This is a genomic window from Streptomyces sp. NPDC097129 (genome assembly GCF_055668065.1).
The window spans coordinates 54,968-75,803 of sequence record NZ_JBVOQE010000019.1 but is presented as its reverse complement, the minus strand read 5'-3'; the positions used below and the strand labels follow the sequence as shown (position 1 = coordinate 75,803).

Sequence of the window (20,836 nt, the reverse complement as noted above, 5' to 3'; positions counted from 1 at the left end):
TACAGTGCCGTGCATGAGCGATGGCGCGGTGCTGCACGTGAAGGGGCGGGTCCTCGCCGGACCCGACGACGTCCGGGACGAGCTGTGGGTGGTCGGCGGGCGGATCTCCTACGACCGCCCGGCCGGCGCCGGTGACGTGCGCACGGTCGAGGGCTGGGCGCTGCCCGGCCTGGTCGACGCGCACTGCCACGTCGGCCTCGACGCGCACGGCCCGGTGGAGCCGGAGACGGCCGAGAAGCAGGCCCTCACCGACCGGGACGCCGGCGCCCTGCTGCTGCGCGACGCGGGCTCGCCGTCCGACACCCGCTGGATCGACGACCGCGACGACCTGCCGAAGATCATCCGCGCCGGCCGGCACATCGCCCGCACCCGCCGCTACATCCGCAACTACGCCTGGGAGATCGAACCGGACGACCTCGTCGCGTACGTCGCCCAGGAGGCGCGGCGCGGCGACGGCTGGGTGAAGCTGGTCGGCGACTGGATCGACCGCGACCTCGGCGACCTGTCGGCGTGCTGGCCCCGCGAGGCGGTCGAGGCGGCGATCGCCGAGGCCCACCGCCTGGGCGCCCGCGTCACCGCCCACTGCTTCGCCGAGGACTCCCTGCGCGACCTCGTCGAAGCCGGCATCGACTGCATCGAGCACGCCACCGGCCTGACCGAGGACACCATCCCGCTGTTCGCCGAACGCGGGGTGGCGATCGTCCCGACGCTGGTCAACATCGCCACGTTCCCGCAGCTCGCGGCCGGCGGCGAGAGCAAGTTCCCGCGCTGGTCGGCGCACCTGCGCCGGCTGCACGAGCGGCGCTATGACACCGTGCGCGCCGCCTACGACGCCGGCGTCCCGGTGTTCGTCGGCACCGACGCCGGCGGGTCGCTGCCGCACGGGCTGGTCGGCGCGGAGGTCGCGGAGCTGGTGACGGCCGGCATCCCGCCGGTCGAGGCGCTCTCCGCGACGACCTGGGGCGCCCGTGCCTGGCTGGGCCGCCCCGGCCTCGACGAGGGCGCCCCGGCCGACCTCGTCGTCTACGACAGCGATCCGCGCGCGGACGTCCGGGTGCTGGCCGCTCCGCACCGGGTCGTGGTCAACGGGAACGTGGTGAGCTGAGGAGTCTCATGAGGCACGGGATTCGAAGGCGTGAGCGACGAACACCCTTTGGGGTGAAGTCCTGTTCCCACGCTGACCGCTGGGCGTTCGAGCCGTAATCCTTGCGGGGTCCCGAAGCGTTTCTTCTCTGGGGGTCCCACCCTTGAACGGCAACACCTTCCGCATGCCCGCACGCCGCCGACGCCTGACCGCCGTCGCGGCCGCCACGGCCCTGGCCGCCGCGCCCGTGGTCCTCGCGGGCGCGGGCCCGGCCCACGCGACCGGCGACCAGGGCCGGGCGAGCGCCGTGGTCCTGCGCACCGGCCTCGACGTGTCCCTGCTCAACAAGACCGTGAACGTCCCGCTCGCGGTCTCCCTCAACGAGGTCCAGGCGCCGCGCAGCGCACAGCGGACCGCGCTCTCCGTCCGCCTGGACGGCGTGAACAACGGCGGCCCGTTCAGCGTGCTCAGCGCGGAGGTGGCCACGGCGAAGGCGACGGCGACCGCGCGGAAGGCCGAGGGCCTCACCCGCCTCGCCCACGCCCGACTGCACGTCCCCGGCCTGCCGCTGCTGTCGCTGATCGAGGTCGGGGACGTCACGTCCAAGGCGACCTGCGAAGCCGGGAAGACCCCGGTGGCCACGTCGAACGTGCTGGGCGCGGTGACGGTCCTCGGCAAGCGCGTGACGCTGACGGCGGGCGGCACGACCGAGGTGAAGGTGCCGGGCGTGGGCGAGGTGCGCCTGGACCTGTCGAAACGTGAGACGACGTCCCGCACGGCGGCGGCCACGGCCCTGGAACTGACGGTCTCGGTGAACCCCCTGAAGCTCAACGTGGCCGAGGTGAACGGCACGGTGACCCTGGCGAAGGCCACCTGCGAGGCGCCGGCGGCCGCGCCCGCGCCGAAGCCGGCCGCCGCCGAGCCCGCCCCGGACGTCAAGCCGCAGGGCGCCCCCGCGCAGGCCGACCTCGCGGAGACCGGCGGCAGCTCGCTGACGCCGTACATCGCGGGCGGCTCGGTCGCCCTGCTCGCGGCGGGCGCGGGAGCGTTCGCGCTGGCCCGCCGCCGGGCCTGACGCCCGGCCGGGGCACAGTGAGGTGACGTGGGCGCCGCCGGGGGAGGCGCCCACCCGCCGTCACCGGCGTATCCGCGCTACGGCGCCGGTGCCGACGCCAGCGCCCGCAGGAAGCCGTCCGTCGTCGCCCGGTCCCGTACCGCCAGCCGGAGCCAGTCCTCGCCGAGGCCCGGGAAGGTGTCCCCGCGCCTTACCGCGTACCCGAGGGCGCGCAGCCGGTGCCGTACCGTCGCCGCCTCCGGGATGCGGATCAGGACGAACGGGCCCTCGGCCGGGGTCACCACCCGCACACCCAGACGCTCCAGCCCGGCGACGAGATACGCCCGGTCCGCCGCGATCTCCTCCGCCGCCCGCGCCGCCTCGTCAAGCGCCGCCGGCTCCATACAGGCCCGCGCCGCCGCCAGCGCCGGGGTGGACACCGGCCACAGCGGCTGGGCCCGCTCCAGACCGGCGATCGTCTCGGGGGAGGCGAGGACGTAGCCGATGCGCAGCCCGGCCAGACCCCAGGTCTTGGTCAGGCTGCGCAGCACCACCAGACCGGGCACGTCGGTCCGCCCGGCCAGCGCCTGGCGCTCACCGGGCACCGCGTCCATGAACGCCTCGTCGACCACGAGGACGCGCCCCGGGCGGGCCAGCGAGGCGAGGGTGGCCGCCGGGTGCAGGACGGACGTCGGGTTGGTCGGGTTGCCGACCACCACCAGGTCCGCGTCCTCGGGGACCAGCGCCGGATCCAGCCGGAAGCCGTCCGACTCCCGCAGCAGCACCCGGTCCACGCTGTGGCCCGCGTCCCGCAGCGCCGCCTCCGGCTCCGTGAACTGCGGATGCACCACGACCGGCCGGCTCGCCTTCAGCGCCCGCGCCAGCAGCACGAACGCCTCCGCCGCCCCGGCCGTCAGCAGCACCCGCTCGGCCGGCAGCCCGTGCCGCGCCGCGACCGCCGCCCGCGCCTCCCGCCCGTCCGGGTAGGCGGCGAGCGAGGACAGCGAGTGCGCGATCCGCTCCCGCAGCCAGGACGGCGGCGTGTCCGCGCGGACGTTCACCGCGAGGTCGACCAGGGCGGCCCCGTCGTCCCGCACCTCCGCGTCGCCGTGGTGGCGAAGGTCGTGCCCGTCAGTGCGCATGGGAGTGCGTGTGCCCTCCGTGCCCGTGGCTGTGCCCGTGGTGGTGGTGACCGTCGTCGTCCGGGTGGAAGTGCGGCTGCTGCGGCAGCCCCACCTTGTCCTCGAAGCCCGGCAGCGCGATCCGGTACACGCACGAGTCGCAGTTCATGCGCAGATCGCCCCTGACGGCCTCCTCGTACCGCTCCATCACCAGGTCCAGCAGCTCCGGCTCCGGCCCGATGACGTCCGCCGAGCGCACGTCCAGCCCGGGGTGCGCCGCCGCCCACTCCTCGGTCTGCCTGCGCACCCGGTCCGGCAGGATGCCCGTGAACAGGAAGTAGGGCAGGACGACGATCCGCCGCGCGCCGAGCTTCGCGCACCGCTCCAGCCCGCTCGGCACGTCCGGCGCCGCCAGCGACACGAACGCCGTCTCCACAGCGCCGTATCCGCGCCCCTCCCACAGCAGCCGCGCCGCCTTGAACACCTCGGCGTTGGCGTCCGGGTCGGTCGAGCCGCGCCCGACCAGCAGCACGGTCACCTCGGAGCGGTCCACCCCGTCCAGCACCTCGTCCAGGCGCCGCTCCAGCACGTTCAGCAGCGAGGGGTGCGGGCCCAGCGGACGCCCGTAGGTGTAGGTGATGCCGGGGTGCCGCTCCTTCTCACGGGACAGCGCCGCCGGGATGTCGCCCTTGGCGTGCCCGGCGGACACCAGCATCAGCGGGACGGCGGCGAAGCGGCGCACACCGCGCTCCACCAGCTCGGCCACGGCCTCGCCCAGCGGCGGCGGGGACAGTTCGATGAAGCCGCCCGCGACGGGCAGTGCGGGGTGGCGGCGGCCCAGTTCCCGGACGAAGTCGCGGAACGCCTCGGCTCCGGCGTCGTCCCGGGTGCCGTGGCCGGCGATCAGCAGGGCGGGCGGGGTGGTCACGCGGTCTCCTCGGATGAAAGGGGGTGGTACAGCAGGGCGTTGAGGGCGGCGGACGCGACCGCCGACCCGCCCTTCTCGGACACGTTGCTCACGGCGGGCAGCCCGCTCTCGCGCAGCGCGGCCTTGGACTCGACGGCGCCGACGAAACCGACGGGCAGGCCGATGACGAGCGCCGGGGCCGCGTCCAGCGTCAGCAGCTCCTCCAGCGCGGTCGGCGCGTTGCCGATCACCCAGAGGGCGCCGGGCCCGACCTGCTCGTAGGCGAGCCGGATGCCGTGCGCCGAACGGGTCAGCCCGGGGCCGGCGGTGGCGTCCTTCAGCCGGCAGACGGTCTCCCGGCGGGTGATGCCGGCGCCGACCATCTCGACGTCGACGACGACCGGCGCCCCGGCGTGCAGCGCGGCGTGCGCCGTCACCAGGTCGTCCTCGGCCAGGACGAGGTCGCTGGCGTACTCCAGGTCGGCGGCGGAGTGGATGACCCGCTCCACCACGGCCCGGGTCAGCGGCGGGAAGTGCGAGGTGTCCAGCCGGGCGCGCAGCCGCCGGTAGGACTCCTCCTCGATGGGGTGGACCACACGGTTCACCGGGCCCCCTCCTGGGTGGTCTGCCAGCGGTAGCCGCGCGGGGTCACCATGCGCCCCGCGATGTTCCGGGTCGCGGTGTTGCCCACGGTCACCACCGTCATCATGTCGACCGTCGCCGGGTCGAGTTCGCCGAGCGCCGTGACCCGGCTGGACTCGTCCGGCCGTGAGGCGTTGCGTACGACACCGACCGGCGTCCCCGGCTCCCGGTGCTCGGCGAGGAGGGCGAGCGCCTTCGGCAGCTGCCAGTCGCGGCCCCGGGAACGCGGGTTGTAGAAGGTGACCACGAGGTCCGCCTCGGCCGCGGCCCGCACCCGCCGCTCGATGACCTCCCACGGCGTGTGCAGGTCGGACAGGGAGATCGACACATGGTCGTGGCCCAGCGGCGCGCCCAGGATCGCCCCGGCGGCGAGCGCCGCGGTCACGCCCGGCACGCCGATCACGTCGATGTCGTCGGACGCCTCGGCCAGCGCCGGCGAGGCCATCGCGTACACCCCGGCGTCACCGCTGCCGATGAGCGCCACGGCCTGCCCGCGCCGCGCCTCGGCCACCGCGGTACGGGCCCGCTCCTCCTCGGCGCCGAGCCCGGACTCCAGGATCCGGGTGCCGGGGCGCAGCAGATCGCGGATCTGGTCGACGTACTGGTCGAGGCCCACGAGGACGGAGGCGCGGCGCAGTTCGGCCTTGGCGCGCGGGGTGAGCAGGTCGCGGGCGCCCGGTCCGAGGCCGACGACCGCGAGCCGCCCGCGCCCCGGCCGCCGTACGACGGCGCAGGTCGCCATGGCGGGGGAGCCGTCCGCACGCTCCGACTTCCGCTTGGGGACGAGGAGTTCGCCGCCGCGGGCGAGCGCGGCGGCCTCGGCCACGGACGGTGTGCCGACGGCGGCCAGCGGCGCGTCCGACGGGTTCGGCACCTCCACCGCCGCGAGCTCCCCGGCGGGGTACGTCACCAGCGGCACGCCGAGCCGTTCGGCGGCCTCGACCAGGCCCGGCTCGCCCGCCTTGGCGTCCACGGTGGCCAGCTCGGCCAGCGACCGCACGGACAGCCCGGCCCCGGCCAACGCGCCCTGCACCAGCGCCAGCACCTCGTCCGCCGGGGCGCCCTTGGACGCCCCCACCCCGGCCACCAGCGTCGGCGGCCGCAGCAGCACCTCGCGCTCCCCGGCGCTCACCGCGCGGTCGGTCACCCGGATCGTGTACGCGCCCCGCTCGGCCACCGGCAGCGGCGGCAGCGGCCACGCCACCTCCGCCTCCAGCGCGACCGGCTCCCCGTCCAGCAGCGCCCGCGACACGGCCGCGACCGCCCCCTCGACGGGCAGGCCCAGGGTGTCCAGGCCGGCCAGCCCGACGGCGTCCGTCGCCGTCGTCACCACCGGCGCCGCGCCCAGCACCTCGGCGACCTCGGCGGCGAGGTCGTTGGCGCCGCCGCCGTGCCCGCCGAGCACCGGCACCGCGAACCGCCCGCCCTCGTCGACGCAGACCACACCGGGGTCGGTCGCCTTGTCGCCCAGCAGCGGCGCGACCAGCCGGACGACCGCGCCGGCCGCCAGGAAGCACACCAGCTGCTCGCACTCCGCGAACGCCCGCCGCACGGCGTCCGCGACAGCGCCGTCGTACACGCGGGTGCGCTCCGGCCACGCCGCGGCCAGCCGGTCCCGCGCCGCCGCCCCCGCCGCGGTGGCGGAAATGAGGCCGATCACTGGGCAACTCCTTCGTCAGCAGATGCCGGGGGCCGCTCGCCCCACAGCAGGAAAACGGGATTGGCCGCCGCGAGCCGGGTCACGTCCCCGGGCAGCGGCGCGAGCCGCGACGACTGCAGCAGCACGCCGTCGACGCCGAACCCGGCGTCCGCCAGCGCCGCACGTGCCGCCGGCACCCGGTCCAGGGCGGCCAGCGCGACCACCACCGTGCGCCGGGCGCGCCGCGCGCACGCCGTGACGACGGCGGGCAGCTCCCGCCCGCCGCCGCCGACGAACACCGCGTCGGGCTCGTCCAGATCGGACAGCGCGGTCGGCGCGGCCCCGTGCACCACGTGCACGTCGACGCCGTGCGCGGCCGCGTTGGCGCGGATCCGCACCACACCGTCCAGGGTCTTCTCCACCGCGGTGACGGCGGCCCCGAGCCGCGCGCACTCCACGGCCACCGAACCGGAACCGGCGCCGACGTCCCACACCAGGTCGCCGGGGCGCGGCCCGAGCCGGGCCAGCGCCAGCGCCCGCACCTCGAACTTGGTGATCATCGAGTCCCGGTGTTCGAACGCCTCTTCCGCGAGCGCCCACCCTCCGGGCCCCGGCCCGCGCCCCGCGAGCGTCCGTACCGCACCGAGCGCCCGCCGCTCGTCCAGGCTGACGACGACGCTCACCGCCGTACCCCAGTCGCGGGCCGCCGCCTCGGCGGGCGTCACCCGCTCCAGCCGTTCCCCGGGGGAGCCCAGCGCGGTCGCCACGACCAGCGTCCGGTCGTACGCCCGCAGCGCGGCACCGATCTCGGCGGGGCCCGCGCCCGGCCCGGTCAGCACCGCGACCTTCGGCTGCGCCCGGCACACGTTGACGGCCGTGCGCAGGTCGCGGCCGTGCGCGCTGACGACGACCGCGTCGTCCCAGGGCAGCCCGAGCCGCGCGAACGCCGCCGCCACGGACGACACCCCGGGCCGCACGTCGAGCCGGTCCGCGCCGAACCGCTGCGCCAGCACCCGCACGATCCCGAAGAACCCCGGATCGCCGGAGGCCAGCACCACCACCCGCCGCTCCGTGCGCACGTACTCCTCGATCGTGTCCAGGGCGGGGGCCAGCGGCCCGAGCACGAGCCGCTCGGCGGTCTGCGGCAGGCCGGCGGCCTCCAGATGCCGCCGCCCGCCCACGACGAGCTCCGCACCCGCGAGGACGTCCGCGCCGGCCGGCTCGCCCGTCCCCGCGCCCACGACCGTGATCACGTGCTCGCACCCCGCTCGCGCAGCGCCCTGCGGGCCTCGGGGTCGGCCTTGCGGAAGCCGTGGAAGTGCCCCGGGTGGTACAGGTGCGAGCGGGTGCCGTGCGCGTCGAGCGCCGGGCCGACCAGGAACAGGGTGTGCTTCCAGAGCTTGTGCTCCTTGACGGTCTCCTCCAGCGTGCCGATCGTGCACGTCACGATCAGCTCCTCCGGCCAGGTCGCCTGGTACGCCACGACGACCGGCGTGGTCGTCGGATAGCCGCCCTCCAGCAGCTCCCGCACCAGCTGCCCGCTGCGCGCCGCCGACAGGAACACCGCCATGGTGGTGCCGTGCCTGGCGAACTCGCGGACCTCCTCACCGGGCGGCATCGGCGTCTTGCCGCCGCCCAGCCGGGTCAGCACCACCGACTGCGCCACCTCGGGGATCGTCAGCTCCCGCTGGGCCAGCGCGGCCACCGCCGAGAACGACGACACGCCGGGGACGACCTCGGTGGCGATGCCGATCTCCCGGCAGCGGTCCAGCTGCTCCTGCGTGCCGCCCCACAGCGCCGGGTCGCCGGAGTGGATCCGGGCCACCTTCCGTCCCTCGTCGAACGCACGTCGGTACACGGCGACGACGTCCTCCAGGGACATCGTCGCCGAGTCCAGGATCTCGGCGTCCTCGCGGGCGTGTTCGAGGGCCTCCGCCTGGACCAGGCTCGCGGCCCAGATCACGACGTCGGCCTCGGCGATGGCGCGGGCGGCACGGAACGTCAGCAGATCGGCGGCGCCGGGGCCGGCACCGACGAAGGTCACCTTGCCGGTGGGGGCATCGGCCATGGGAATCGGTCCTCTCCTACAAGACGGCACAAGTCGGTACGGGTTCAGTGGGTCGGCGGCTGCCGGACGTGCGCGCACGCCGGTGCATCGGATAGCAAGGGCCTATGGCGGTCTTCGTGGCGCTCGGCGCGTTCCTGATGACGCTGGCCGGCGGCTGGACGGCACAGCGTGTGACCGACCGCCGCCATCTGGTGCTGGGCCTGGCGGGCGGGCTGATGCTCGGCGTGGTCGGCCTCGACCTGCTGCCGGAGGCCCTGAAGGCGGCCGGCACCGAAGTCCACGGTGTTCCCGCCGCCCTGCTGCTGTTCGTGGCCGGCTTCCTGCTCGCCCATCTGGTGGAACGCCTGCTGGCGGCCCGCCGCGCCTCCCACGGAGGGGACGAGCACGATCACCGGGCGCCCGAGGTGGGTCTGACGGCCGCGGCGGCCATGGTGGGCCACAGCCTGATGGACGGCGTGGCGATCGGCGCGTCCTTCCAGGTCGGCGGCTCCATGGGCACGGCCGTCGCGCTCGCCGTCATCGCCCACGACTTCGCGGACGGCTTCAACACCTTCACCCTGACCAGCCTGTACGGCAACGCCCGCCGCAAGGCCTACGCGATGCTGTTCGCGGACGCCGTCGCCCCCGTCGCCGGAGCCGCCGCGTCCGCGTTCCTCGCCATCCCGGAGCACGTCCTCGGCGGCTATCTCGGCCTGTTCGGCGGCGTCCTGCTCTACCTCGCCGCCGCCGAGATCCTGCCCGAGGCCCACCACGAACACCCCGCCGGCTCCACCGTGCTGTGCACGGTCGCGGGCGCGGCGTTCATCTGGCTGGTGGTGGGTTTCACCGGGTGACGGCGAGCGTCCCGGGGTGCGTCTCACAGCTTGCCGCCCCGGCCGCCGTGCCGCCGCGCGGGCGCGATCAGCGTCGACAGATACGGCAGCGGGGCGCCGTCCAGCTCACCCGCCGGCCGGATCGACTCCTCCGGCAGGCCCAGCGCCGAACCCCACACCGCGTCACCGAGCCGGCCGGTCTCCCGCAGCACCTCGGCGACCTCGGCCGCCTGCCGCCCGAACTTGTACGCCACCACCGTGCCGGGGCCGTTCAGCGCGTCCTTCAGCACCGCCGAACCGGCGGTCACCGGCACGAGCGTCAGCGGCTCGGTGCCCTCGGTCAGCACCGCGCCCGAGCGGGCCGCCAGGTCCTGCATCGCGGTGATGCCGGGCACCGTCTCCACGACCGTGCCGGGCACCAGCCCGGCGATCGTCTGCGCGAGGTAGGTGAACGTGGAGTACACGTTGGGGTCGCCGATCGTCGCGAAGGCCACCGTGCCGTGCTGCCGCAGCAGTGCCGCGACCCGCTCACCGGCCGCGTCCCAGGCCGCCTCCCGGCGCGAGCGGTCCGTGCGCTCGTTCAGCGCGAAGACGACCCGCAGGACCTTCTCCTCGGGCACGTAGTGCAGCACGGTCGCCTCCGCCCGCCCGCGTTCCCCGGTGTCCATCACGGGCACGACGACGACATCGGCGGCGCGCAGCGCGTTCACGCCCTTGACGGTCACCAGTTCCGGATCGCCCGGACCGACTCCGACCCCGATCAGCTTGCTGCTCATGACGTCCGGCACCTCTCCACGAACCGACGGGCGACACCGGGCGCGGACGCCCAGTGGGTGTGCAGATAGCTCGCGTGCACACCGCCCTGTACGAAACCTTCGACCCGCTTCACGGGAGTGCGGACTCCCCAGGCGGGAGCCGCGCCGGCGCCGGGCTCGACGACCGTGCGGTGGAACTCGTGCCCCCGCATCCGCGTCCCGGCCGGCGCGAGCACACTGTCGCCGACGGCCACCGCGTCCCGGTAGCCGAGGGTGAGCCGCTCGGTCATGCGGGCGGTGGCGTCCAGCACCCCGCACATCGGCTGCCCGTCCAGCTCCCGGCACAGATAGAGCAGCCCGGCGCACTCGGCGGCGACGGGAGCGCCGGAGCGGGCGAGGTCCGCGATCGCCTTGCGCAGCGGCTCGTTGGCGGACAGCTCACCGGCGTACACCTCGGGGAAGCCGCCACCGACGACCAGTCCTCGCGTCCCGTCCGGGAGTTGCTCGTCCCGCAACGGATCGAAGGTGACGACGTCGGCCCCGGCGGCGGTGAGCAGTTCGGCGTGCTCGGTGTAGGAGAAGGTGAACGCCTCTCCTCCGGCGACGGCGACCACGGGACGCTCCGCCACGGAGGTGACCGGTGCCTGCCACGGTTCGTCCGTCAGCGCCCCGGCGCTGTGAGCCAGCGCGAGCAGCGCCTGGAGGTCGCACCCGGCGGCCACCTGCGCCCCCATCGCCGCGACCGCCTCCACGGCCTGTGCGCCTCGCTCCGCGACCGGCACCAGTCCCAGGTGCCGCGACGGCGTCGACACCTGTTCGGCCCGCCGCAGGACGCCCAGCACTGGCACCCCGGCCGCATCCAGGGCCTCCCGCAGCAGGGACTCGTGCCGCTCGGAGCCGACCTTGTTCAGGATCACGCCCCCGACCCGCACCTCGGGGTCCCAGGACGCGAACCCGTGCACCAGAGCCGCCACGGACCGCGACTGCGACGACGCGTCCACGACCAGCACCACCGGCGCCCGCAGCACCTTCGCGACCTGCGCGGTGGACGCCAGTTCACCCTCCCCGGCGGCGCCGTCGTACAGCCCCATCACGCCCTCCACCACGGCCAGGTCGCAGCCCCGCGCCCCGTGCAGGAACAGCGGAGCGAGAAGCTCCGGCCCGCACAGATACGCGTCGAGGTTGCGGCCCGGCCGCCCGGTGGCCAGCGCGTGATACCCGGGGTCGATGTAGTCCGGGCCCACCTTGTGCGGGGACACGGAAAGCCCCCGCGCGGCGAACGCGGCCATCAGCCCCGTGGCGACGGTGGTCTTGCCGCTGCCCGATGAGGGCGCGGCGACGACCAGCCGGGGAACGGACATCACCACTCGATGCCCCTCTGGCCCTTCTGCCCGGCGTCCATCGGATGCTTCACCTTGGACATGTCGGTGACCAGGTCGGCGAAGTCCACCAGCTTCTCCGGCGCGTTCCGCCCGGTGATCACCACATGCTGGGTGCCCGGCCGGTTCCGCAGCACGTCGATCACCTCGTCGGTGTCGACCCACCCCCAGTGCATCGGGTACGCGAACTCGTCCAGCACGTACAGCCGGTACGTCTCGGCGGCCAGGTCACGCTTGACCTGCTCCCAGCCCTCGCGGGCCTTCTCCTCGTTGTCCATCTGCGCGTCGCGCTGGACCCACGACCAGCCCTCGCCCATCTTGTGCCAGTCGACGGCGCCGCCCTCGCCGGAGGCGCCGAGGACGCGCAGCGCGTTCTCCTCGCCGACCTTCCACTTCGCCGACTTCACGAACTGGAACACCCCGATCGGCCAGCCCTGGTTCCAGGCCCGCAGCGCCAGCCCGAACGCGGCCGTCGACTTGCCCTTGCCGACCCCGGTGTGCACGACGACCAGCGGACGGTTGCGGCGCTGACGGGTCGTCAGGCCGTCGTCCGGTACGACACTCGGCTGTCCCTGCGGCATTACGCGGCCCTCCTCGAAATCCCCTGCACGTCCTTCACCAGCCCGGCGATCGAGTCCGCCCGCAGCTCGTCGAGCGTGACGGCCGTGCCGCCCAGCTCGGCGGCGAGCTGCCCGGCCAGCCCGAGCCGCACCGGCCCCGACTCGCAGTCCACGACCACCGAGGCGACCGAGTCGGCCGCGAACAGCCGTGCCGCCCGGCCGGCCAGCGCGACCGGTTCGGGGCCGCCGGTGGCCCGCCCGTCGGTCACCACCACGACCAGCGCCCGGCGCGCCGGGTCCCGCAGCCGCTCCACCCGCAGCACCTCGTGCGCCTTGAGCAGCCCGGCCGCCAGCGGCGTACGGCCCCCGGTCGGCAGCGACTCCAGGCGCGCGGCGGCCGCGTCCACGGACGACGTCGGCGGCAGCGCCACGTCGGCGGCGGCGCCCCGGAAGGTCACGAGCCCCACCTTGTCGCGCCGCTGGTAGGCGTCCAGCAGCAGCGACAGCACGGCGCCCTTCACGGCGCCCATCCGCTGCCGCGCCGCCATCGACCCGGAGGCGTCGACCACGAACAGCACGAGGTTGCCCTCACGCCCCTCGCGGGCCGCCTGCCGCAGATCGTCCCGGCGGATCACCAGCCCCGGCCCGGACCGGCCCCGCGCCCGCTGGTGCGGGGCGGCCGCCTGCACGGTCGCCGCCAGGTGCAGCTTGGTCAGCGCACCCCGCGGGCGACGCGCCCCGATGGTGCGCCCCTGCTCGGTGCGCGCCCGCGAACGCCGCCCGGCGGCGCCCTCACCGAGCCCCGGCACGCTCAGCACCTTGGTGCGAAAGGGCTCCGAGGCGCGCGCCGCCTGCTGCTCACCCGCACCCGCGCCGGACGGCTGCGGCTCGCCGCCCTCGCCCTCCTCGGGCCGCGCGCCGGTGTCGCCGCCCTGCGGGCCGGAGTCCGGCGACGGCTGCCCGCCGCCCCCACCGGGCCCGTCGGGGCCGGGATCGTCGTCGGGGGACTCGCCGGAGAACTCCTCCAGCGTCTGGTCCAGCTTGTCCTCGTCCAGCCCCGGCGCGTCGAAGGGGTTGCGGCGGCGCCGGTGCGGCAGCGCCAGCAGCGCCGCCTGCCGCACGTCCTCCGCGAGCACGTCCGTCCGCCCGGCCCACGCCGCCAGCGCGGTCGCCGTACGGGCCATCACGATGTCGGCGCGCATGCCGTCCACCTCGAACGCCGCGCAGGTCGCCGCGATCTGCCGCAGCGCCCCGTCGCCCAGCCGCACCTGCGGCAGCAGCGCCCGCGCCGCCGCGATCCGCTGCCGGACGGCGGTCTCCTCCTCGGCCCACCGCGCGGCGAAGGCGGCCGGATCGTCGTCGTACGCCAGGCGCCGCTTGACGACCTCCACCCGCTGGTCGGGCTCCCGGGAGGCGGCGACCTCCACGGTCAGCCCGAACCGGTCGAGCAGCTGCGGCCGCAGCTCGCCCTCCTCCGGGTTCATCGTGCCGACCAGCAGGAACTTCGAGGCGTGGCGCACGGAGACGCCCTCGCGCTCCACATAGGAGGCGCCCATCGCCGCCGCGTCCAGCAGCAGGTCGACCAGGTGGTCGTGGAGCAGGTTGACCTCGTCGACGTACAGGATGCCGCGGTGCGCGTCGGCCAGCAGGCCCGGCTCGAACGCCTTCACACCCTCGGCGAGCGCCCGCTCGATGTCGAGCGCGCCGACGAGGCGGTCCTCAGAGGCGCCGACGGGCAGTTCGACCATGCGGGCGGGCCGTGCGACGCCCGTGCCCGGCTCGTGCGGACCGTCGGGGCACGACGGATCCGGGGCCGCCGGGTCGCAGGAGAACCGGCACCCGGCGACGACCTCCACCTCGGGCAGCAGCGCGGACAGGGCGCGTACGGCCGTCGACTTCGCGGTGCCCTTCTCGCCGCGCACGAGCACCCCGCCGACCGCCGGCGAGACGGCGTTCAGCAGCAGCGCGAGCCGCAGATCGTCCTGGCCGACGACGGCCGTGAAGGGAAAGGTGGTGGTCACTTCTCGTCGCCCTCCAGGTCGCCTTCAAGCTCCAGATAGGTGGCGCGCAGCCGCTCCAGCGTGTCCGCGTCCGGCTCCGCCCACAGGCCGCGGTCGGCGGCCTCCAGCAGTCGTTCGGTGATGCCCCGCAGCGCCCACGGGTTGGACTTCTTCATGAAGTCCCGGTTCTCCGGGTCGAAGACGTACTCGGCGCTGAGCTTCTCGTACATCCAGTCGTCGACGACCCCGGCCGTGGCGTCGTACCCGAACAGGTAGTCCACGGTCGCCGCCATCTCGAAGGCGCCCTTGTAGCCGTGCCGGCGCATGGCCGCCATCCAGCGCGGGTTGACCACGCGGGCACGGAACACCCGGTGCGTCTCCTCGCCCAGCGTGCGCGTCCTGACCTGGTCCGGGGTCGCCGAATCGCCCACGTACGCCTCGGGGTTGGCGCCGGTCAGATGGCGGACCATGGCGACCATGCCGCCGTGGTACTGGAAGTAGTCGTCCGCGTCGACCAGGTCGTGCTCACGCGTGTCGACGTTCTTCGCGGCGACGGCGATCCGCTTGAACGCGGTCTCCATGTCGCCGCGCGCCGCCCGCCCGTCGAGCCCGCGCCCGTAGGCGTAGCCGCCCCACACCGCGTACACCTCGGCGAGGTCGGCGTCCGAGCGCCAGTTGCGGGCGTCGATCAGCGGCAGCAGACCGGCGCCGTACGCGCCCGGCTTGGAGCCGAAGATACGGGCCGTGGCCCGGCGCCGGTCGCCGTGCTCCGCGGTGTCCTCGTCGGCGTGCGCCCGGACGTAGTTGCGCTCGGCGGGCTCGTCCAGCTCGGCCACCGTGCGGACCGCGTCGTCGATCAGCCCCACGACGTGCGGGAACGCGTCCCGGAAGAAGCCGGAGATACGGACCGTGACGTCGATGCGCGGCCGGCCCAGCTCCTCCGGGGGCACCACCTCGAAGCCGGTCACGCGGCGCGAGGCGTCGTCCCAGACGGGGCGGCAGCCCAGCAGCGCCAGGATCTCGGCGATGTCGTCTCCCTGCGTGCGCATCGCCGAGGTGCCCCACACCGTGAGGCCGACGGACTGCGGGTACGCGCCCGTGTCCTGGAGGTAGCGCTGCACCAGGGAGTCGGCGAGCGACTGCCCGACCTCCCAGCTCAGCCGCGACGGGATCGCCTTGGGGTCGACCGAGTAGAAGTTCCGGCCGGTCGGCAGCACGTTGACCAGACCGCGGGTGGGCGAACCGGACGGCCCGGCCGGGACGTACCCGCCGTTCAGCGCCTTCAGGATGTGCCCGATCTCGTCGGTCGTACGGGCGAGCCGCGGCACGACCTCGTCACAGGCGAACTCCAGCACGGCGGTCGCATCGGGGAGTTCGGCGTCGAGCGCGTCGCGCAGGACCTCCGGCACGGCCGCCCGGTCCCACGCCCGCGCCTCCATGCCCTCCGCGATCCGCCGGCACAGCTGCTCCAGCAGGTCGATCGCGTCGGCGGCCGTCCGCGCCGGGCCGTCCACCAGGTCCGTCAGCTCCACCGGCGCCTTCACCGCGGCGCCCGGCTCGGCCAGCAGCTCCTTCTCGACCAGCCCGAAATACGAGGCCAACGCGGCCCGCAGACCCGGCAGCGCGTTCGCCTGCCCGCCCCACACCTGCGACGCGCGCAGCACGGCCAGCACCAGGTTGACGCGCGGTTCGGCGACCGGCCCGCCGCCCAGGATGTGCAGGCCGTCGCGGATCTGCACGTCCTTGATCTCGCACAGATAGCCGTCGATGTGCATGACGAACTCGTCGAACGTCTCGTCGTCCGGCTGCTCGTCCACATGCAGGTCGTGGTGCAGCTCGGCCGCCTTCACCAGCGTCCAGATCTGCGCGCGGACGGCCGGCGCCTTCGCCGGGTCCAGGTCGGACACCAGCGCGTACTCGTCGAGCAGCTGCTCCAGCTTCGCCAGGTCGCCGTAGGTGTCGGCGCGCGCCATCGGCGGTACGAGGTGGTCGACCACCGTGGCGTGACCGCGCCGCTTGGCCTGGGTGCCCTCGCCGGGGTCGTTGACGATGAACGGGTAGATCAGCGGCAGGTCGCCGAGGACGGCGTCCGGGGCGCACCCGCCCGACAGGCCGAGTCCCTTGCCCGGCAGCCACTCCATCGTGCCGTGCTTGCCCATGTGCACGATCGCGTCCGCGCCGAAGCCGTTCTCCAGCCAGCGGTAGGCCGCCATGTAGTGGTGGGACGGCGGCATGTCCGGATCGTGGTAGATCGCGATCGGGTTCTCGCCGAAGCCGCGCGGCGGCTGGATCATCACGACGACGTTCCCGAACTGCAGGGAGGCCAGCACGATGTCGTCGCCGTCGACGTACAGGCTGCCCGGCGGCTCGCCCCACGCCTGAAGCATGGCGTCCCTGAGGTCGGGGTCCAGCTTCTCGAACCACGCCCGGTAGTCGGCCAGCGGCACCCGTGCGGGCGCGGCGGCCAGCTGTTCCTCGGTGAGCCATTCGACGTCGTGACCGCCGGCCGCGATGAGCCGGTGGATCAGCTCGTCGCCGCCGCAGGGGTACTCGGTCAGCGCGTATCCGGCGTCGCGGAGCGCGTCCAGCACCCGCACCGCCGACGCGGGCGTGTCCAGACCGACCGCGTTGCCGACGCGGGAGTGCTTGGTCGGGTAGGCGGTGAAGACCAGCGCGATCTTCTTCTCGGCGTTCGGCTTGTGCTTCAGCCGGGCGTGCCGCACAGCGATCCCGGCGACCCGCGCCGCTCGCCCGAGGTCGGCGACGTACACCGGGACGTCGTCCGGGCCCTGCTCCTTGAAGGAGAACGGCACGGTGATCAGCCGGCCGTCGAACTCCGGGATCGCCACCTGCATCGCCGCGTCCATGGGGGACAGGGCCGCGTCGGACTCCTCCCAGGCGCTCTTCGACGAGGTCAGGCAGAGCCCCTGCAGCACGGGGACGTCGAGGTCGGCGAGCGCGCCGATGTCCCAGGCCTCCTCGTCGCCGCCCGCCGACGCCTGCGAGGCGTGCGTGCCGCCGGCCGCGAGCACGGTGGCGACCAGGGCGTCGGCCCGCGTCAGGAGTTCGTACAGCCCGGCGTCCGCGCCGCGCAGCGAACCGCAGTACACGGGCAGCGCGTTGGCGCCCTGCGCCTCGATCGCCTCGCACAGGGTGTCCACGAAGGCGGTGTTGCCGCTCAGTTCGTGGGCGCGGTAGAAGAGCACCCCGACGGTCGGACGCCCGTCCTCCAGCGCGTACGAGCCGTGGACGCCGAACTCCGGCATCTTGTGCGGCTCCTCGAAGCCCTCACCGGTCAGCAGCACGGTGTCCGACAGGAACCGCGACAACTCCAGCAGGTTCGCCGGGCCGCCCTCGACCAGGTAGCGCAGCGCCTGAGCGACCACGCCGGCCGGCACGCTCGACTCGGCCATCAGCTCGGCGTCCGGGACGGCCTCGCCGCCCAGCAGTACGGTCGGCACGCCGGACGCCTTCAGCGCGGCGAGGCCGTCCTCCCAGGCCCGCTTGCCGCCGAGCAGGCGGACGACGGCGAGGTCCGCGCCGTCGAGCAGGCCCGGCAGTTCGGCGGCGACGTCGACGCGGGTGGGGTTGCCGATCCGGTAGTCCGCGCCGGAGGCCCGGGCCGCCAGGAGATCCGTGTCGGCGGTCGACAACAACAACACTGTGCTCATGCGGGCGCTCCCGGTGGAATGAAAGGCAGTCCTTGTGGCGCGCCGGACTCGATGAGCCGCCACAGCGCGTCCGTGTCCGCGTGCTGTTCGATCAGGTCGCCGAGCCGGTCGAGCTGCTCCTCGCGCAGCGCGGCGAAGGAGGTGTCCGGCGCGGGCACGAACCGGCGGCCCGCGGCGGCGGCCACCTCCCGCAGGAAGGCGCGGCGGAAGCCGTCCGACTCCAGCGAGCCGTGCCAGTGGGTGCCCCAGGTCTGGCCGACGCGGCAGCCGTCGAGGAAGGGGTCGCCGCCCTCGACCGTAGCCACCCCGTGGTGGATCTCGTACCCGTCGACCCGCTCGCCGAGGGCCTCCCCGGCCGGCCGGGTCAGGGTCTTCTCGCGGGCGAACCGCACGCGCACGGGCAGGACGCCGAGCCCGTCGACCGCGCCGGCGCGCGACTCGACGTCGTCCTCGATGTGCTCGCCGAGGACCTGGAAACCGCCGCAGATGCCGAGGACGGGGCGGCCTTCGGCGGCCCTGCGCTTCAGGGCGCCGGCAAGTCCGCGCTCCCGCAGCCACTGAAGAGCGCGTACGGTCCCGCGCGTGCCCGGCACCACCACGAGATCCGCGTCGGCCAGCTCCTCCGGCCGGTCCACGAACCGCACCACGACGCCCGGTTCGGCGGCCAGCGCGTCCACGTCGGTGAAGTTGGACATCAGCGGGATCGCGCAGACGGCGACCCGCAGCACGTCCTCGCCGACGGGCGGGGAGACGGCCGACTCGCGGACGGTGCCGCGCAGGGACACCCGCAGGCCGTCCTCCTCGTCGATGCCGAGCCCGTGCCGGAACGGCAGCACGCCGTAGGTGTGGCGTCCGGTGAGGCCGTGCAGCATGTCCAGGCCAGGCTCCAGCAGCGAGACGTCACCGCGGAACTTGTTCACCAGGAACCCGGCGACCAGCTCCTGGTCCTCCGGCGAGAGCAGGGCGAGCGTGCCGAAGAAGGACGCGAAGACGCCCCCGCGGTCGATGTCGCCGACGACGAGCACGGGCAGCCGCGCACCCCGCGCGATGCCCATGTTCACGATGTCGGTCCGGCGCAGATTGATCTCCGCCGGTGAGCCCGCCCCCTCGCAGATCACCGCGTCATACGTGCCCCGCAACTCGGCCAGGCACTCCAGGACCGTGCCGAGCAGCTTCTGCTGCCGCCCGCCGTGGTAGCCGCGCGCGCTCAGCTCGCCCACCGGCTTGCCCAGCAGCACCACCTGGCTGCTCTGCTCGCCACCGGGCTTGAGCAGCACCGGGTTCATCAGCGCGGTCGGCTCGGTCCGGCACGCCTGGGCCTGCATGGCCTGCGCCCGCCCGATCTCGGCGCCCTCGCGGGTGACGAAGGAGTTGAGGGACATGTTCTGCGCCTTGAAGGGCGCCACCTTCACGCCCTGCCGCACCAGCCACCGGCAGATCCCGGCGGTCACGACGCTCTTGCCCGCGTCGGAGGTGGTGCCGGCGACGAGGAGACCACCGTTCATCGTTCACGCCCCTTCCCGATGAGGCGTGCGCCCGCGCACACGCCGAGCGCAAGCCAGCTCACGCGCCGGGACAGCCGTACCGCCCGGGCGATGTCCTGGGTCCCGACGGCGCGTCCCTGCGCGTTCAGCACCGGCCGGTGCTCGACGCGCCCGCCGTAGGAGAGGGTGCCGCCCAGCCGCACGCCGAGCGCGCCCGCGAAGGAGGCCTCCACGGGGCCCGCGTTGGGGCTCGGGTGCTTCGCCGCGTCCGCCCGCCAGGCCCGTACGGCGCCGCGCCGGTCCGGGCCGGTGAGCGCGGCGAGGACGGCGGTCAGCCGGGCGCCCGGCCAGCCGGCCACGTCGTCGAGGCGGGCGGCGGCCCAGCCGAAGCGCCGCAGCCGCGGCGACTTGTGACCGACCATCGCGTCCAGGGTGTTGACGGCCCGGAACCCGAGCAGCCCCGGCACCGAGCCGACGGCGCCCCACACCAGCGCGCCCACGACGGCGTCGGAGGTGTTCTCGGCGACCGACTCGACCACGGCCCGGGCGATCCCGTCGGCGTCCAGCGCCTGCGGGTCCCGGCCGCACAGATGGGGCAGCCGGGCCCGCGCCGCCTCCACGTCCCCGGCTTCCAGCGCGCGCCCGATCGCGCGGGCCTCACGCGCGAGGGAGGTACCGCCGACCACGGACCAGGTGGCGGCGGCGGTCAGCGCGATCGAGGCGGCGGGGGAGCGGCGCACGGAGCGGGCGGCGACGGCCCCGAGGGCGGCGGCGCCACCGGCGCAGACGGCGGTGTGCAGGGCGCCCCAGCCGCGGTGGTCGCGCCACAGGGCGCGCTCGACGGCGCCCGCGGCCCGTCCGAACACGGCGACCGGGTGCCCGCGGCGCGGATCACCGAGGAGGAGGTCGCCGAGGAGGCCGGCGGCGGCGCCGTACGCGAAGACGCGTTCGGCTCGCATCGGGCTCAGCCGGCCGTGGGGTCGGGCTGGGCGTCGCTGATGGGCGTGGTCCTCAACCGGCAGCCGCGCATGGCGTCTTGTCCTCACTCAGGGTGTCCGCGCCCTGGTTCGAAGGAGATCGGCGGTGAGAGTTCCTGGCTCCCGGGGTTGCTCACCCCGGTGACAGTGGCGGGACCGCGCCGGACTTCCACCGGCTTCCTCTCCTGCACGCCGCAAACTTGGCTCCGGCAGTCCACCACGGCTGTTCGGGGACCGTCAACTTGCCCTTGACCTGGGGCGGAGGAGTGTGGGCAGGCCCACACAGGGGTGACCTGCCCGGTCACACGGCGGCGACGTGCCCGGTCACACGGCGGCGACCTGCCCGGTGACACGGCGGCGACGTGCCCGGTCGCACGGCGGCGACGTGCCCGGTCGCACGGCAAAACGCGGGGTGCCGGTGTGGCACCCCGCGTCCTTGTGGTGTGGCCGGTCAGGCGACGATCAGGCTGATGCCGTACGCCACCGCCGCCGCGCACGCCGCGAAGCAGGCGTACGCGCCGGTGAGCGTGAGGGCGGCCGAGCCGCCCTGGGCCTGGACCCGCTCGCGGCGGGACAGGCCCATGATGCCGAGGGTGAACAGGGTCACCAGGCCCACGGTGACCCCGAGGCTGACACCGAAGACGGAACCGAGGGCCGCCCAGTCGATCTTCATGCTGCTTCTC

General features: G+C 74.8%; 17 protein-coding genes and 1 riboswitch. Of the genes, 3 read left to right on the top strand and 14 right to left on the bottom strand.

What is annotated here, in order from left to right; genetic code table 11:
* Window positions 1-13: 13 nt before the first annotated feature.
* Window positions 14-1,105, top strand: a complete 1,092-nt coding sequence (locus AC0B9F_RS35385) for an amidohydrolase family protein (protein WP_472009545.1) — start codon at window positions 14-16, stop codon at window positions 1,103-1,105.
* Between the two features lie 142 nt (window positions 1,106-1,247).
* On the top strand, window positions 1,248-2,159 hold the full coding sequence (locus tag AC0B9F_RS35380) for an SCO1860 family LAETG-anchored protein (RefSeq protein ID WP_472009543.1): 912 nt from the start codon (window positions 1,248-1,250) through the stop codon (window positions 2,157-2,159).
* A 77-nt stretch (window positions 2,160-2,236) separates the two neighbouring features.
* On the opposite strand, the gene cobC is transcribed toward AC0B9F_RS35380, so the two are convergent.
* The 6 genes from cobC to cobM are packed head-to-tail and all read right to left on the bottom strand — an operon-like array spanning window position 2,237 to window position 8,515.
* Window positions 2,237-3,280 carry an Rv2231c family pyridoxal phosphate-dependent protein CobC gene (gene cobC / locus AC0B9F_RS35375; RefSeq protein WP_472009541.1) on the bottom strand — a complete coding sequence of 348 codons (1,044 nt, stop codon included), beginning with the start codon at window positions 3,278-3,280 and terminating at the stop codon, window positions 2,237-2,239.
* Window positions 3,270-4,187, bottom strand: a complete 918-nt coding sequence (locus tag AC0B9F_RS35370) for a sirohydrochlorin chelatase (protein ID WP_472009539.1) — start codon at window positions 4,185-4,187, stop codon at window positions 3,270-3,272. Before AC0B9F_RS35370 ends, cobC begins: the two co-directional genes overlap by 11 nt.
* Entirely contained in the window at window positions 4,184-4,771 is a 588-nt protein-coding gene (locus tag AC0B9F_RS35365; RefSeq protein WP_472009537.1) for a precorrin-8X methylmutase, read from the bottom strand. The genes AC0B9F_RS35370 and AC0B9F_RS35365 overlap by 4 nt, the downstream gene beginning before the upstream one ends.
* Window positions 4,768-6,468, bottom strand: coding sequence for a precorrin-3B C(17)-methyltransferase (gene cobJ, locus AC0B9F_RS35360; protein ID WP_472009535.1), 1,701 nt, complete (start codon window positions 6,466-6,468; stop codon window positions 4,768-4,770). The genes AC0B9F_RS35365 and cobJ overlap by 4 nt, the downstream gene beginning before the upstream one ends.
* Window positions 6,465-7,700, bottom strand: a complete 1,236-nt coding sequence (gene cbiE, locus AC0B9F_RS35355) for a precorrin-6y C5,15-methyltransferase (decarboxylating) subunit CbiE (protein WP_472009533.1) — start codon at window positions 7,698-7,700, stop codon at window positions 6,465-6,467. Before cbiE ends, cobJ begins: the two co-directional genes overlap by 4 nt.
* Window positions 7,697-8,515: a precorrin-4 C(11)-methyltransferase gene (gene cobM / locus AC0B9F_RS35350; RefSeq protein ID WP_472009531.1), complete on the bottom strand. Its 819-nt coding sequence runs from the start codon at window positions 8,513-8,515 to the stop codon at window positions 7,697-7,699. The genes cbiE and cobM overlap by 4 nt, the downstream gene beginning before the upstream one ends.
* A 104-nt stretch (window positions 8,516-8,619) precedes the next feature.
* Here cobM and AC0B9F_RS35345 point away from each other — a divergent pair, with 104 nt between their 5' ends.
* Window positions 8,620-9,348 carry a ZIP family metal transporter gene (locus AC0B9F_RS35345; protein WP_472009530.1) on the top strand — a complete coding sequence of 243 codons (729 nt, stop codon included), beginning with the start codon at window positions 8,620-8,622 and terminating at the stop codon, window positions 9,346-9,348.
* Between the two features lie 23 nt (window positions 9,349-9,371).
* Here AC0B9F_RS35345 and cobI read toward each other — a convergent pair whose 3' ends face one another.
* From cobI to AC0B9F_RS35305, 8 genes are all read right to left on the bottom strand, one after another.
* Window positions 9,372-10,103, bottom strand: coding sequence for a precorrin-2 C(20)-methyltransferase (gene cobI, locus AC0B9F_RS35340; RefSeq protein ID WP_472009528.1), 732 nt, complete (start codon window positions 10,101-10,103; stop codon window positions 9,372-9,374).
* Window positions 10,100-11,449 carry a cobyrinate a,c-diamide synthase gene (locus AC0B9F_RS35335; RefSeq protein ID WP_472009526.1) on the bottom strand — a complete coding sequence of 450 codons (1,350 nt, stop codon included), beginning with the start codon at window positions 11,447-11,449 and terminating at the stop codon, window positions 10,100-10,102. The genes cobI and AC0B9F_RS35335 overlap by 4 nt, the downstream gene beginning before the upstream one ends.
* Complete coding sequence (cobO, locus tag AC0B9F_RS35330; protein WP_472009524.1) at window positions 11,443-12,042, bottom strand: cob(I)yrinic acid a,c-diamide adenosyltransferase; 600 nt, start codon at window positions 12,040-12,042, stop codon at window positions 11,443-11,445. Before cobO ends, AC0B9F_RS35335 begins: the two co-directional genes overlap by 7 nt.
* Window positions 12,042-14,042: a putative cobaltochelatase gene (locus tag AC0B9F_RS35325; RefSeq protein WP_472009522.1), complete on the bottom strand. Its 2,001-nt coding sequence runs from the start codon at window positions 14,040-14,042 to the stop codon at window positions 12,042-12,044. Before AC0B9F_RS35325 ends, cobO begins: the two co-directional genes overlap by 1 nt.
* Window positions 14,039-17,692 carry a cobaltochelatase subunit CobN gene (cobN, locus tag AC0B9F_RS35320; protein WP_472009520.1) on the bottom strand — a complete coding sequence of 1,218 codons (3,654 nt, stop codon included), beginning with the start codon at window positions 17,690-17,692 and terminating at the stop codon, window positions 14,039-14,041. Before cobN ends, AC0B9F_RS35325 begins: the two co-directional genes overlap by 4 nt.
* Window positions 17,689-19,197 (bottom strand): cobyric acid synthase, encoded by a 1,509-nt coding sequence (locus tag AC0B9F_RS35315; protein ID WP_472009518.1) that lies wholly within the window; start codon window positions 19,195-19,197, stop codon window positions 17,689-17,691. Before AC0B9F_RS35315 ends, cobN begins: the two co-directional genes overlap by 4 nt.
* Complete coding sequence (locus tag AC0B9F_RS35310) at window positions 19,194-20,135, bottom strand: cobalamin biosynthesis protein (RefSeq protein ID WP_472009516.1); 942 nt, start codon at window positions 20,133-20,135, stop codon at window positions 19,194-19,196. The genes AC0B9F_RS35315 and AC0B9F_RS35310 overlap by 4 nt, the downstream gene beginning before the upstream one ends.
* Window positions 20,136-20,241: 106 nt before the next feature.
* Window positions 20,242-20,407: riboswitch (cobalamin riboswitch) on the bottom strand.
* A 197-nt stretch (window positions 20,408-20,604) separates the two neighbouring features.
* A complete protein-coding gene (locus tag AC0B9F_RS35305; RefSeq protein ID WP_472009514.1) occupies window positions 20,605-20,826 on the bottom strand; it encodes a hypothetical protein in 222 nt (73 codons plus the stop codon).
* Window positions 20,827-20,836 lie beyond the last annotated feature (10 nt).

Coding starts and splice junctions, on each gene's coding strand:
- AC0B9F_RS35385 (WP_472009545.1), top strand. CDS start 14: ATGAGCGATGGCGCGGTGCTGCACGTGAAGGGGCGGGTCCTCGCCGGA.
- cobC (WP_472009541.1), bottom strand. CDS start 3,280: ATGCGCACTGACGGGCACGACCTTCGCCACCACGGCGACGCGGAGGTG.
- cobM (WP_472009531.1), bottom strand. CDS start 8,515: ATGGCCGATGCCCCCACCGGCAAGGTGACCTTCGTCGGTGCCGGCCCC.
- AC0B9F_RS35345 (WP_472009530.1), top strand. CDS start 8,620: ATGGCGGTCTTCGTGGCGCTCGGCGCGTTCCTGATGACGCTGGCCGGC.
- cobI (WP_472009528.1), bottom strand. CDS start 10,103: ATGAGCAGCAAGCTGATCGGGGTCGGAGTCGGTCCGGGCGATCCGGAA.
- cobO (WP_472009524.1), bottom strand. CDS start 12,042: ATGCCGCAGGGACAGCCGAGTGTCGTACCGGACGACGGCCTGACGACC.
- cobN (WP_472009520.1), bottom strand. CDS start 17,692: ATGAGCACAGTGTTGTTGTTGTCGACCGCCGACACGGATCTCCTGGCG.
- AC0B9F_RS35315 (WP_472009518.1), bottom strand. CDS start 19,197: ATGAACGGTGGTCTCCTCGTCGCCGGCACCACCTCCGACGCGGGCAAG.
- AC0B9F_RS35310 (WP_472009516.1), bottom strand. CDS start 20,135: ATGCGAGCCGAACGCGTCTTCGCGTACGGCGCCGCCGCCGGCCTCCTC.
- AC0B9F_RS35305 (WP_472009514.1), bottom strand. CDS start 20,826: ATGAAGATCGACTGGGCGGCCCTCGGTTCCGTCTTCGGTGTCAGCCTC.